The sequence below is a fragment of the Micromonospora sp. M71_S20 genome (assembly GCF_003664255.1).
Classification (GTDB): Bacteria; Actinomycetota; Actinomycetes; order Mycobacteriales; family Micromonosporaceae; genus Micromonospora.
The window spans coordinates 3,600,825-3,613,913 of sequence record NZ_RCCV01000001.1 but is presented as its reverse complement, the minus strand read 5'-3'; the positions used below and the strand labels follow the sequence as shown (position 1 = coordinate 3,613,913).

At 74.3% G+C, this 13,089-nt stretch carries 12 protein-coding genes; 5 read left to right on the top strand and 7 right to left on the bottom strand.

From position 1 onward, the window contains the following. Positions 1 to 10: 10 nt before the first annotated feature. The 4 genes from DER29_RS15560 to DER29_RS15545 all read right to left on the bottom strand — a co-directional run bounded on the left by DER29_RS15560 (position 11) and on the right by DER29_RS15545 (position 4,544). A complete protein-coding gene (locus DER29_RS15560) occupies positions 11 to 1,009 on the bottom strand; it encodes an ABC transporter substrate-binding protein (protein ID WP_121397984.1) in 999 nt (332 codons plus the stop codon). A 105-nt stretch (positions 1,010 to 1,114) separates the two neighbouring features. Further along, complete coding sequence (locus DER29_RS15555) at positions 1,115 to 1,798, bottom strand: L-ribulose-5-phosphate 4-epimerase (protein ID WP_121397983.1); 684 nt, start codon at positions 1,796 to 1,798, stop codon at positions 1,115 to 1,117. Continuing rightward, positions 1,795 to 3,480, bottom strand: coding sequence for a ribulokinase (araB, locus tag DER29_RS15550; RefSeq protein WP_121397982.1), 1,686 nt, complete (start codon positions 3,478 to 3,480; stop codon positions 1,795 to 1,797). Before araB ends, DER29_RS15555 begins: the two co-directional genes overlap by 4 nt. Positions 3,481 to 3,962: 482 nt before the next feature. After that, on the bottom strand, positions 3,963 to 4,544 hold the full coding sequence (locus DER29_RS15545; protein WP_121397981.1) for an STAS domain-containing protein: 582 nt from the start codon (positions 4,542 to 4,544) through the stop codon (positions 3,963 to 3,965). 200 nt (positions 4,545 to 4,744) lie between these two features. Here DER29_RS15545 and DER29_RS15540 point away from each other — a divergent pair, with 200 nt between their 5' ends. Further along, on the top strand, positions 4,745 to 5,695 hold the full coding sequence (locus tag DER29_RS15540) for a tetratricopeptide repeat protein (RefSeq protein ID WP_121397980.1): 951 nt from the start codon (positions 4,745 to 4,747) through the stop codon (positions 5,693 to 5,695). Between the two features lie 52 nt (positions 5,696 to 5,747). Here DER29_RS15540 and DER29_RS15535 read toward each other — a convergent pair whose 3' ends face one another. After that, positions 5,748 to 6,524, bottom strand: a complete 777-nt coding sequence (locus DER29_RS15535; RefSeq protein WP_121397979.1) for an NAD-dependent deacylase — start codon at positions 6,522 to 6,524, stop codon at positions 5,748 to 5,750. Between the two features lie 129 nt (positions 6,525 to 6,653). Next, positions 6,654 to 7,277, bottom strand: coding sequence for an alpha/beta fold hydrolase (locus tag DER29_RS15530; RefSeq protein ID WP_121399258.1), 624 nt, complete (start codon positions 7,275 to 7,277; stop codon positions 6,654 to 6,656). Between the two features lie 432 nt (positions 7,278 to 7,709). Between DER29_RS15530 and DER29_RS15525 the strand changes: the two genes are divergently transcribed. Beyond that, positions 7,710 to 8,438, top strand: a complete 729-nt coding sequence (locus DER29_RS15525) for a DUF899 domain-containing protein (protein WP_121397978.1) — start codon at positions 7,710 to 7,712, stop codon at positions 8,436 to 8,438. Between the two features lie 24 nt (positions 8,439 to 8,462). Here the strand turns inward: DER29_RS15525 and DER29_RS15520 are convergent, their stop codons facing one another. Then, on the bottom strand, positions 8,463 to 9,119 hold the full coding sequence (locus tag DER29_RS15520; protein WP_370040074.1) for a M23 family metallopeptidase: 657 nt from the start codon (positions 9,117 to 9,119) through the stop codon (positions 8,463 to 8,465). A 135-nt stretch (positions 9,120 to 9,254) separates the two neighbouring features. On the opposite strand from DER29_RS15520, the gene DER29_RS36090 reads away from it, so the two are divergent. The 3 genes from DER29_RS36090 to DER29_RS15505 are packed head-to-tail and all read left to right on the top strand — an operon-like array spanning position 9,255 to position 13,077. After that, complete coding sequence (locus DER29_RS36090; RefSeq protein ID WP_158619028.1) at positions 9,255 to 9,482, top strand: low temperature requirement protein A; 228 nt, start codon at positions 9,255 to 9,257, stop codon at positions 9,480 to 9,482. A gap of 38 nt (positions 9,483 to 9,520) precedes the next feature. Continuing rightward, positions 9,521 to 9,712, top strand: coding sequence for a hypothetical protein (locus DER29_RS15510; RefSeq protein ID WP_121397975.1), 192 nt, complete (start codon positions 9,521 to 9,523; stop codon positions 9,710 to 9,712). Further along, entirely contained in the window at positions 9,709 to 13,077 is a 3,369-nt protein-coding gene (locus DER29_RS15505) for a hypothetical protein (protein WP_121397974.1), read from the top strand. Before DER29_RS15510 ends, DER29_RS15505 begins: the two co-directional genes overlap by 4 nt. Positions 13,078 to 13,089: the final 12 nt, after the last annotated feature.

Here is a 13,089-nt window from a genome sequence, read left to right as displayed (position 1 = left end):
CCGGCGTCGATCAGTACTTGCGGTCGGGCAGTGCCGCCTTGGCCTGCTCCTGCGTGAAGGTGGTCTCCTCGGTCTCGATCCGGACCGGCACCTCCTCACCGGCGTGGACCTTCTTCGCCAGGTCCATCAGCTGCGGGCCGAGCAGCGGGCTGCACTCCGCGATGAAGTTGAACTTGCCGTCGGCGAGGGCCTGCATGCCGTCCTTCACCGCGTCGATGGTGATGATGAGGATGTCCTTGCCGGGCACCTTGCCGGCGGCGGTGATCGCCTCCAGCGCGCCCAGGCCCATGTCGTCGTTGTGCGCGAACAGCACATCGATCTTCGGGTTGGCCTTGAGGAACTGCTCCATGACCTGCTTGCCGTCGGCCCGCTTGAAGTCACCCGACTGCGAGGCGACGATCTTCAGGTTCGGGTTGGCCGCGATCGCCTGGGCGAAGCCCTCCTTGCGGTCGTTGGCCGGCGCCGAGCCGGTGGTGCCCTGGAGCTCGACGACGTTCACCGGCCCGCTGGCGCCCTTGGTCTGCTCCACCAGCCACTCGCCGGCCAGCCGGCCCTCCTTGACGAAGTCCGAGCCAAGGAACGTCTTGTAGAGGGACTTGTCGGCCGAGTCGACGGAGCGATCGGTCAGGATCACCGGGATGCCGGCGTCCTTGGCCTCCTTGAGCACGGTGTCCCACCCGGATTCCACCACCGGCGAGAAGGCGATGACATCGACCTTCTGCTGGATGAAGTTCCGGATCGCCTTGATCTGGTTCTCCTGCTTCTGCTGCGCGTCGTCGAACTTCAGCTCGACTCCCGCCGCCGCGGCGGCCTCCTTGATCGAGGTGGTGTTCGCCGTCCGCCAGCCGCTCTCCGCGCCGACCTGCGAGAAGCCCAGGACGAGCTTGTCACCGCCCCCGCTGTCGCCGCCGGCGCCGGTGTCGCTGTTGCCGCAGGCCGACGCGCTGCCCGCGAGCAGCACGGTGGCGACGACCGCGATGATGGTGCGTGCCGTTCTCCTGGTTCTCATCGGTTCTCCTCGGGGTGGGTGAGCCGGGCGCTTGCCTGCGGGCGCGCGCCCGGGGGTGACGGCGTGTGTCGGTGCGAGAAGGAGTCGTGCCGGTCAGGAGGTTCGTCAGCCGGTGACCGGCCGTTGGCCGTAGGCGTTCTGGTACCGGTCGTGCAGCGAGTCGATGTCGGGCTGGGCGATCCGCAGCGGGTGCCCGACCGCGCGCGCCAGGTGGGCGGTGCGGGCGACGTCCTCGCACATCACCGCCGCCTTCACCGCCGCCCGGGCGTCCCTGCCGATCGTGAAGACCCCGTGGTTGCGCATGAGCACCGCGGGTGAGCGGTGCCCGGACAGGGTGCTGACGATCCCCTTGCCGATGTCGTCGCCGCCGATCAGCGCGAACGGCCCCACCGGGATCTCCCCGCCGAACTCGTCGGCCTGGGCGGTCAGCCAGCACGGGATCGCCTCGCCCCGGGCCGCCCAGGCGGTGGCGTAGCTGCTGTGCGTGTGCACGACGCCGCCGACCTCGGGCATGGCGCGGTAGACGTAGGCGTGCGCCGCAGTGTCGCTGGACGGGGCACCGCCTCCGTCGACGACGGTCCCGTTCAGGTCGCAGACGACCATGGTGTCCGCCGTCAGGTCGTCGTAGTCGACGCCGCTGGGTTTGATCACCAGAAGGTCCTGACCGGGAACCCGCGCCGAGACGTTGCCGGAGGTCCACGCCACCAACTGGTAGCGGGTCAGCTCACCGTGCAGGCGGGCAACGGTCTCCCGCAGCGCGCGCACCTGCCGGGCCACCTCGCTGTTCATCCGACCACCTCCAGAACCGAGTCGGTCTGTGCCGCGGCCGCGTCGACGGCCGCGTTCCGGATCGCCCGCAGGCGGAGCATCACGTCGTCGGCGCCGCGGCCGAAGTGGTCGTGCAGCGCGCGGTACTCGGCGTAGAGGGCGTCGTACACCCGCACGTTCCGCGGGTCCGGCCGGTAGACGCCCTCGTCGACCCGGCCCATCGCCGCCGACGCCTCGCGGACCGTGGGATACGCCCCGGCGGCGACGGCCGCGTGGATCGCCGAGCCCAGTGCCGGGCCCTGGGCGGAGCCGATGACGCTCAGCGGGCGGTTCATGACGTCGGCGTAGATCTGCATCAGCAGCCGGTTCGAGGTGAGACCACCGGCGGCGACGAGGTCGGTCACCGGCACCCCGGCCGAGACGAAGGCCTCGACGATCATCCGGGTCCCGTACGCCGTGGACTCCAACAGCGCCCGGTAGACGTCCTGCGGTCGGGTGGCCAGCGTCAGCCCCACGATCAGACCGCTGAGGTCGTGGTTGACCAGAAGCGATCGGTTGCCGTTCCACCAGTCCAGCGCCACCAGGCCGTGGGCGCCGACCGGCTGGGCGGCGGCCAACTCGGTAAGCCGCTCGTGCGAGTCGGATCCGGCCGGGGCGGCGTGCCTGACGAACCAGCCGAAGATGTCACCCACCCCGCTCTGGCCGGCCTCGTAGCCCCAGGCGCCGGCGCTGATGCCGCCGTCGACGACGCCACACATGCCCGGCACCTCGGCCGGGTGAGTGCCGTTGAGGACGTGGCAGGTGGACGTGCCCATGATGGCCACCAGCCGGCCGGGCTCCAGCGCCTGGGCGGCGGCAGCGGTGACGTGCGCGTCGACGTTGCCGACCGCGACGGCGATGCCCGCCGGCAGCCCGGTCCAGGCGGCGGCGCGGGCGCTGAGGGTGCCGGCCGGGCCGCCCAGGGGCAGCAGCGGACCGTCCAGCTTGGTCACGAAGTCGACCAGGCCCGGGTTGAGCGCGCCGAGGTATTCCGCCGACGGGTAGCGACCGTCCTGCCGGATGCCCTTGTAGCCCGCGGTGCAGACGTTGCGGGTCTCCTCGCCGCTGAGCTGCCAGACGATCCAGTCGGCCGCCTCGATGAAACGCTCGGCGCGCCGGTAGATCTCCGGGTCCTCCTCCAGGATCTGCAGCCCCTTGGCGAACTGCCACTCGGCGGAGATCTTGCCTCCGTAGCGGCCGATCCACGGCTCGCCCCGCTCATGGGCCAGCGCGTTGATCCGGTCGGCGTGCGACTGGGCGGCGTGGTGCTTCCACAGCTTCACCCACGCGTGCGGCCGGTGGCGCAGCTCCGGGATCTCGCACAGCGGGGTGCCGTCGGCGAGCGTCGGCAGGACGGTGCAGGCGGTGAAGTCGGTGCCGATCCCGATGACCAGCGACGGATCCACCCCGGCGTCGGCCACGGCGGCGGGGACGGCGTGCCGCAGGACGTCGCGGTAGTCCTGCGGGTCCTGCAGGGCCCAGTCCGGGGGCAAGGCGGGACCGCCGTCGGGGAGCGCGGACTCGATGACGCCGTGGCGGTACTCGTGCACCGCGGTCCCGAGTTCCGCGCCGTCACGGACCCTGACCACCAGGGCCCGCCCGGAGAGGGTGCCGTAGTCCACTCCGACCACGTACCGCTCCCCGCTACCGTCCACACTGCTCATGCCCACCTCCGATCGACGACGGGGCTAGTGTTAACGCTCACATATAGCGCCGTCAAGGTGTCCATCGGCAACAGCTCCGTAACGGAGGGATCAACAGGGCGTCCGGTCCCGCGCAGGGGACACCGCGCCGGTCACCACGGGAACGGCGACCGCGCGGCCCGACCGCCCAACGGGCGGCCGACCGCACGCGTCGCCGGGCCGCCGCCCGGCCACCACCGCCTGACGTCGGGGCCCGATACTGTTAACGACAACATGAGGGCCTTCGGCCGCAGCAACAAGCCGAGGGCGGCCGCCCGCAAGGAGGCGGACCCCAATCGGTAGCGCGGTGACCTGGGACCCTCACGGATCCATGAGAGCCGAACGCGCCGAGCCGCGACACGGTGCCACAGCCCGGGGAAGGTAGTTCGTGGGCGGCGATGTCAGCGATAACATGCCTGCCACGGGACGGGCATCAACAGGTGGGCCACGTCCGTCAGCCGGATTCAGCGCAGGCGTCCGGGCGGCGCGTCCGTCCCGGCGCCCGTCACCCGGGCGACCGCTTCGGCGCGGCTGTCGTACGCCGGGAGCACCTCGTCCAGGCGCAGGGTCCGCAGGACGGTCCGCAGGAACGGCGACGGCGCGGCGAGGCTCAGCGTGGCGCCCCGTGCGGCGCAGTCCCGGTGGGCGCCGACGAGCAGCCCCAGCCCGGTGGAGTCGATCAGGCGGACGTTGGTCAGGTCGACGACGACGTGTCCGCCCATGTCGGCGGCGTGCTGCAGGGCCGCCCGCAGGGTGCCCGCGCCCTCGACGTCGATGTCCCCCGCGCAGGTGATGACGGTCGCGTCCCCGCGATGGTCGATGCCGAGGATCCCGCCCGGGCCGGCCGTGGTCGCGTCACCGGGACCCGCCAGCAGGGTGCAGTGGGCGCAGCGGTGCGGACCGTCGGCGAGGGGCGAGCCGGTCCAGTCGTGGTCGGACACCAGCTCCCAGACCACGCCGGTCGGATCGCCCGCCGCCTCGACGACCGTCTCACCGCAGACGTCGCAGACCAGTGTCGTGTGCTCGTCACCCCGGACGACGCTCATCGTGGCGGTCCCCTCCTTCCACCGCGTCCGTGCGGCGTCGCCGCCGCCCGCGCGGGCGTGCGCTCGCGTTCAGCCACAACCTGCCGGCCGGGATGCGCGGTCATGCTTCGGGCCGATGACGGTTGTGTGACAGATCCCGCCCGGGCCGGCACCCGGGACGGGTGCGGCGGACGCGTGGACGCCGACAGTAGGGTGTCGGCGTGACCTTGACCCCTGCCACCGCCCCGTCCGCCCCCGGTGACGAGTTGCTCGCCGAGGCCGCGCGGGTGACGGCCGCCGACCCGCTCGACGCCGCGTACCTCGAAGGGCTGTGCCGGGAGATCGACGGCCGGATCGTCCGCGGGGACGTGATGATCGGGATCCTGCCGGTCCAGGCGTACGAGGTGCTGCTCCGGGGCTACCTGGCCGCCGCGCGGGCCGGTCGGACCGACGTGTGGGTGTCTCTGGGACGCCGGCTGCTCGACCTGCCGGTCGCGCAGCCGCCGGCGTGGCCGTCGCCGCACCCGTTCCCCACCAGCGGGAACGATGTCCTGGACGCGGCCCTGCGCTGCTTCGCCGAGGCCGCCGGGCACGGCAACCGCCAGGGCGCGTACCTGTTCGCCGCCGTCGGCCGGGAGGCCGTGGACCGGGTCGGGCGGTACGCGCTGACGTTGCTGGAGCCGCTGCGCGCCGACGACCCGACCGGGGAGGCGCGCTACTGGTCCGGCATCGTGCACTACCTGCTGGGCGAGGGCGAGGCGGCGGTCGCGTACCACCGGCAGGCCGCCGAGGCCGGCAACGCCGACGCGATGTTCGAGCTGCACGTGCTGCACGACACCGGGGACATGGTGGCGCGCGACGAGGCGGCGGCCCGGCAGTGGCTGCTGCGCGCCGCCGAGCGCGAGCACCCCCGCGCCCTGTACAACGTCGCGGCCATGTACGCCAGCGGGCGGGGGTTCCCCCGGGACGAGGCCGTCGCCGCCAGTTGGTACGAGCGGGCGGCGAACGCCGGGAACCCGCGGGCCACGGCCACCCTCGGGGTGATGTATCTGCTCGGCTCCGGCGTGCCCACCGATCCGGCCCGCGCCGCCGAGTGGCTCGACCGGGCCGAGGCCCAGGGATTCGACGTGGACGGCTGGCTGGACCAGCTCGGGATGCGCCGGCCCTCCTGACCCGGCGGGCGCCGGCCGGTCGGTCTGCCGCACCGGACGCTCCCGCGCGTCGTCACGCCGGCTCGGCGCCCCAGGCGGCGTGCACGAGGGCGGGAAGCACCTGGGCGGCCGGGCCGCGCAGGTTCACGTCCGCCACGGCGTCCAGGGGCGTCTCCTGCGGGTTGACCTGAAGCACGGTGGCGCCGAAGCGGGCGGCCACCTGCGGGATCTCGGCGGCGGGATACACCAGGCCCGAGGTGCCCACGGTCACGAACAGGTCGCACGTGGACGCCGCCTCCACGGCGGCCTCCAACGCGGCGGTCGGCAACGCCTCACCGAACCACACCACCCCGGGTCGGACGGGGCCCGCGCAGCGCGCGCACCGGGGCGGGGGCATGCGCCGGCCCTCACCCGGCTCCTCCGCGGCCTCGTCCGGCACCGGCGTCGGACGGGCGCAGGCCGAGCAGCGTGGCGCGAAGAGGCTGCCGTGCAGGTGGATCGGCGCGACCGAGCCGGCGCGCTCGTGCAGGTCGTCGACGTTCTGCGTGACGACGACCGTGCCGGGGACGCGTGCCTCGATCGCGGCCACGGCCACGTGACCCGCGTTCGGGTGGGCCCGCCGCACGGTGGCGCGTCGCCACTCGTACCAGCCCCAGACCAGCGCGGGATCGTCGTCGAAGGCCTCCGGCGTGGCGAGCCGCTGCGCGTCGAAGCTGCGCCACAGGCCGGTGAGGGCGTCACGGAAGGTCGGCACACCGCTCTCCGCGGAGACGCCCGCGCCGGTGAAGACCACGACGCGCCGAGCCTGCGCCAACAGCGCCGCGGCCTCCCGTACCGACCGCTCCCCCATCTGACCTGCCCCCTTCGACCCGGACCCGCCGGGCAAGACTAGTGCGGTCTCCCGTGACGGTCCGGCGCGGCAGCGCCGGACGGCTCGCCGGCTGCGGCCCGGGCGGTCGGGCGCCCCGGGTCGGGCGGTTCAGTGCCGGGCGCGGGCGACGAGGAAGCCGTCGACCGCGGCCAGGAACTCCGCCGGCCGGCCGGCGTGCACGTCGTGCCCGGCCGGGATCGTGACGAGGGTGGCGTCGGGCATCCGGTCGACCATCTCGGCGAGCAGGTGCTGCGGGATGGGGCTGCCCGGGCCGCCGCCGACCACCAGGGTCGGCACGTCGACGGCGTCGGTACGGTCCCACCAGGCCGGGTCGGGGTCGTTGAGCTGGGCGCGGATGGCGTTGACGGCGGCGAAGTCGAACGGCGTGGGCGTGTCCGGCGGGGGCAGGGGCGGCCGTTCGAGGGCGCCGGGTCGGGGTGCCGCCACGTCCTCCAGGATCAGATGGGTCAGTCGGTGCGGGGCGGCCTCGGCGAGCAGGATCGCCACGGCCCCACCCATGGAGTGGCCGATCACCACGCACCGCTCGACCTCGACCGCGTCGAGGAACCCGACGAGGTCGTCGCGCATCGACTCGAGCGAGTACCGGCCGGGGTGGTCGCTGCGGCCGTGGCCGCGCAGGTCCAGCGCGTACACCCGGTGCCGGGCGGCGAGCGCGGCCAGGACGCCGTGCCAGTCGCGTTCGTCCTCGCCGAGGCCGTGCAGCAGCACCATGGGTGGGTCGGTCGGGTCGCCGGCGACGCGATAGGCCAGGGCCACTCCGTCGACCGTGACGGCCCGCAACGCCCCGATGTTCGACTCGCCCACGCGCCACACCGTATCGCCGGGGCCGGCGAGGCGTCGCCCCCGACCGCTGGAGGGCCGGGTGCGAGCGGCTCCCGTCGTCGAACCCGGGCGCCAGGAGCGACACGGGCCTTATTCGAGAGTGCGCACTTCACCGGCTCACGCCGGTGCCGTTTCCCGGCACGCGGGCCGGCCGGGCGTCGAGGGCGGACCAGCCGACCTGCACATCGTCTCCGACCGGCCGGCGGAATCGCCGGAACGGAGTACGGAATGGGAATCCCAAGGCACCGGGCGGAGGCTGGTGTGGTCACGTGCCGCCCGACAAGAATGGGCCAGGCGCTCCAGCGGAAAGGCGTGTCCTCGATGATTGAACCGAAGGTCGTGTCCCGGGACGAGTGGATCGACGCCCGCAAGGAGCTGCTCGACCACGAGAAGGAAATCACCCGCCTGCGGGACCGGGCCAACGCGCTCCGGCGCCAACTGCCGGCAGTCGCCATCGAGAAGGACTACTCCTTCGCCGGACCCGCCGGCCCCGTCCGGCTGGCCGACATGTTCGAGGGACGACGACAGTTGATCGTCTACCATTTCATGTTCGACCCGGAATGGGCCGAGGGGTGCACGAGTTGCTCCCTGCTGGTCGACAACTTCGGGCACCTCACGCATCTGCACGCCAGTGACACGACGCTCGCCGTGGTCTCCCGCGCGCCGTTCTCGACCATCGCGGCGTTCAAGAGCCGGATGGGCTGGCGCTTTCCCTGGTACTCCTCGCACGGCAGCGACTTCAACTACGACTTCCACGTCACCATGGACCCGGCCGTCGCCCCGGTGGAATACAACTACAAGGACGCCGAGACCCTGGCGGCGCAGGGCCTCACCCACCACCTGCGGGGCGAGAGCCACGGCCTGAGCGTCTTCGTCCGCGACGGCGACCGGATCCTGCACACCTACTCCGTGTACGGCCGCGGCCTCGACCCGCTGCTGAACACGTACAACTTCCTGGACCTGACGCCGCTGGGCAGGCAGCGCTACGTCAACGAGTTCCCCCACCACGACACCTACGCCACGGACGCCGCCGGCAGCCCCAGCCACTGACCTCCCGCCGGCGACCGGCGGCGGTCATCCGGGCACGCAGTTGTTGCTCTTGCGCTTGACCGTGTACTCGGTGTCGTCGTGGGTGATGCCCGACGGCACCCCGTCGAAGTACGCCTCGACCTTCTCCCAGCCCCGGCGCTGCTCGTAGTGCAGGTGCGGCGCCCCGGAGTTGCCGGTGCTGCCGACCCGCCCGATCTGCTCACCCTGGGCGACCCGCTGACCGACCCGGACCAGCGGCGGTTCGAGCAGGTGCAGGTACTGCGTCTCCCACTTGCCGCCGTGGTCGATCTTCACCCAGTAGCCGCCGCCGCGGCCACGCGGCCCGTCCGGGTCCTCGGGCGTACGGCCACCCAGCGACCCGTTGATCCCCGCCACGGTGACCTCCCCCGCGTAGGACGCGAGCACCGGCCGCCCCCACGCCTTGCCCTCGGTCGGGAACAGGTCCACGTCGTAGTCGTCGTGACCGGGATAGGTGCCCAGCTGCCACGTCTCCCCGCACGCGACGGGAAGCTGGAACAGCGGGCGCGGACCCGCCGGCCGCACCAGCGGCACGACCACCGCGACGACGAACACGGCGACGGCCAGGACCACCGCGACCGCACCGGAGACGAGCACGATCCGGGTGCGGCGGCTGCGGACGCGGCGGTGGGTGCGAGGAGTGCTGGGGCGGCCGGTCGTCACCGGCCCGAGCATGGCAGACGCCGGCAAGGCGCCCGCCCCCGGGCGGTCGGCGGTACGCCCGACGACTCCCGACGCCCCAGGCTCGGCTTCGGCGATCCCGCGTGGCGCCTGCCCGCCGGTTGGGAGAGTGGTCGGGTGCCGATGAGAGCGTCGGGAACGGGGCGGATCCGCGCCGCGGTGTCCGGGCGGATCCAGCCCGGTCCGGGCGGGGTGACCCGCCTGGAACTGTTCCTCGACCTGGTCTTCGTCTACGCGTTCTTCAACGTCACCGAGCTGATGTCGGCGAACTTCCACCCCACCGGGCTGTTCGAGGGGTTCCTGGTGGTCGCGCTGCTGTCGTCTTCCTCGCCGGCGACCAACTGATCTGGAGACGCGCGACAGGCCGGTTCTGCCGGCGTCGGATGCTCGGACTGCTGGTGGTGGTGCTCGCCGCTCCGGCGACCGCCGCACTGCCCAGCCTCGCGTCGCTGGTGCTGCTCGCGACGGTCGGCGTCGTGGTCGCCACGACCACCTCGCTGCGCGCCGTCGCGCCGCCGCCGGCAGGCCCCGGGGGGAAACGGGTCGGCGGAACGGCCCCCCGACCGACACAATGAGCGACGTGCGGAGATCAACACGACGGCTGCTCGGCGACCTGGACGCGCTCGCCCACCGGGAGCGGATGGCGACGCTCGCCCGCCGGGCCCGCGAGACGGCCGGCAGGGGCGAGCTGCCGGAGATCCTCGCGGAGCTGCGCGGCGAGGCGTCGTCGTACCACCGGTTCCTGGCCGTCACCGCCGCCGGGATCGTCGGCGACCACGCGGCGGTGCGGGCGGCGCTCGGCGACCCGCACGGCACGATCCGGGCGGTCGCCGTGAAGGCGGGCCTGCGCGCCGGCTGGCTCGCCGGCGACGACCTGCGCGCCTTCGTGCAGGACGCGCCGGCCGACCTGCGTCACCTGGTCTACCGGTCGCTGCGGCACCTGCGCCGGCCGGCGGTCGCCGACGGCCTGGTCGACGGCGTGCTGGGGCGCTTCGGCGCCGTCGAGGCGGTCGCCCTGCTGCCCGCCTGCGGGGCGGACACCGTCCGCCGGCTGCTGCCGGCCGTCGAACACGCGTTGTCGAACTCCGTCTGCCTGGCCCGTCGCCACGGCGACGTGGTGCTCGACCACGCGGAGTCGACGCTGCCCGACATCCACCCCGGCGAGCGGGACCACTGGTGGTCCACGCACGGCGCGCGGGTCCTGCTCGCCGGCCGGCGTCGACCGGAACGCGCGCTGACGCTGCTCGAACGGTATGCGCCCACCGGACGCCTCCCCGGCGACCTGGCGGACTACGGGCCGCTCGCCGCGTCCGCGCCGCGCCGGGTGCTGGCCCTGCTGACCGCGCCGTCGCGCGCCGACTGGGTGGGCTACCAGTGGCTGCCCCCGACGCTGCTGCGTCGGCTCGTCCGGCTGCCGCAGGCGGACCTGGTCGCACTGGGTCGGCGGGTACGCGGCCGCAACAACTCACTGGACCGGCTGTTGGCGGCGCTACCCCCGTCCCGGCGGGGCGGCCTGTACGACGCGGTGTTCGCCGACGTCGACACGGCCGCCCGGATCCCCGACGCGCCGCTGATGGAGGTGCTGCCGCACGCCTGGCGGGAGCGGGAGGCACGCCGGGTGCTCGCCCTCGACGACGTCCGCCACGACGAGGCGCAGGTGCGCTCGTGGAGCGCCCTGCTGCCCTGGCCGGCGGCGTCGGCGGCGCTCACCCCCGCCCTGCGCGCCGCCGACGCGCGCGACCGGGCCGTCGCGTACGAACTGCTCCTGGCCGCCGCCCGGCGCAGCCGCGACCCCGCCGCGGCGGCCGAGGCCCTGACCAGGCTGGACCGGCTGCGCAACGAGCAGGACCCGGTCCGGGCCGTGGCGCTGGCGGAGCTGGCGAACCTGGCCCCGTTGCTGCGCGCGGACGCCGTCGAGGTGCTGACCCGGATCACCGTCGACGCCACGACCACTCGCGACGCGTCGACGCGCACCCTCGCCGCGCTCGGCACCCTCGCCGCCCGGGTGCTGGGTCGGCACGTCGACGAACCGGCCCTGCTGCGCTGGGCGCTGGACACCCTCGACCGGCTCTTCGGCGGGCACCGGCTGCCGCCGCTCGGGCGGTTCGACAAGACGCTGCGCCGCGGCCAGGAGACGCTCGTCTTCGCCCGGCTGCGCGGATGGGTCGAGGCCGGTATGGCCCGGGGCCAGTTCACCGCGTTGTTCGCGGTGACCTGGGCCCTGGGGCGGCGGGCCTGGCACGTGCCCGAACTCCAGGAACTGCTGCGCCGGGCGACGGCCCCCGGCACCGTCGCCGCCGTCGTGCGGGAGGCCGTCGAGCTGTGGCTGGCCGACCCGGGGACCCGGGCGCAGCGGGTGGCGTACGTGCTGCACTCCGACAGCTCGACCATCACCCTGCCCACGGTGTGGCGGACCGTCAGCGCCCGACGCACCGACCTGCTCGACCGGGTGCTGCGGCACCCGCCGAAGGGCGCGTTCCTCACCGCCGGCACCCGCTGGATCCCTGGCCAGCCCGTGCACGCCGAGCGGTGGACGCCCCACCAGCAGGAGGCGTTCGTACGGCTGCAGGCGCGGCTCGCCGCCGACGCCGGCACCCCGCTGCACCATCGGGCCGCCGCCGTACGGGCCGCCGCCGTACGGGCCGCCGCGCCGGTGCCCGACGCCGGGCGCGAGCTGGTGCTGCGCCACGTCGACTCACCGAACGTCACCCTGGCCGAGGCGGCCCTGACGGCCCTGCCGTGGACCGACCGGCCCGACCAGGCACTGCCGTTGCTGCTGTCCCACGCCGACGACGAGCGGGCCAGGGTCGCCCTGTACGCCGCCACCCGCGCCGTCCGCTTCACCCGCCCGGCCGACCTGGTGGCCCCGCTGGCCGGCGTCGCCCTGGGGCGGGGCAAGGTGACCAGCCGCAAGCAGGCCGTCCGGCTGCTCGGCCGCTTCGGTCCGCCGGAGGCGATGGCGGTGCTGGTGTCGGCGTGGCGCCAGCCCGGCCAGCACCGCGACGTACGGGCGGCGATCGTCGCCGCCGCCCGGCAGCGACTGCACGCGCCGGAGAGCTGGCCGATCCTCGAAGAGGCGGTCGTCGGGAGCCGGGAGGAGTCGCTGACCGTGCTGGCGACCCCGCCCGACGGGGTCGCGGCACCGCAGCGCCCCCGCTACGCCGCCCTCGTCGCCCAGGCCTGCGCGAGCCCCGACCGTGAGGTCGGGCGGCTCGCCTGGCCCCAGCTCGTGCACTGGCTGCCCTGGGCGCCCGACCTCACCGACCTGATCCTGGCGGCGCTCACCGACCTGGGCGGGCAGTACGACTGGCAGCGGGTGCGCCCGATGGTGGACGCGGTGCTGCGCCACCCGGACCGCCCCGAGCGGGACGTGCTCGCCGCCGCCCTGCGCGACCTCGTGCGCATCGACGACGCCGACGCGAACCCCGGTGGCCCCACCGGGGACCGCCCGGCCCGGCGCCGGATCGACGCCGTGGTGGCCGCGGTGTCCCGCACCCTCGGGCCACAGCGCGACCCGGCGCCGGTCCGGCGGGCGGCGGACGAGTTGGGCCGGCACCGCGCGTACGTGGCCCAGGCGGGCACCCTGCTGACCAGCGTGCTGCCGCTCGGCGACGCGACACCCGGGCAGCTCACCGCCGAGATCCTCACGATCGCGGAACTGGTGGCGGACCGGCCGGCACTCGCCGCCCGGCTCGCTCACCTCCTCGGCGGGCGCACCGCCTCCCCGACGGTCCTCGACGCCGAGGCGGTGCTCGCCACGGCCCGCTCCCTCGCCGCCCGGGGCGAGGCCACCACGGGCCTGTTCGCGGTGGCCCTGGCCGGCGCCGGCAGGGCGTACGGCTGGTCCGCACCCTGGCGGGACCTGCTGCACCTGCTGCGCGGGCACCCGGTCGCCGACGTCCGCGACGTCGCCTTCGACGTCTCGATGGAGGCGACGTGATCCGCGGCGGCC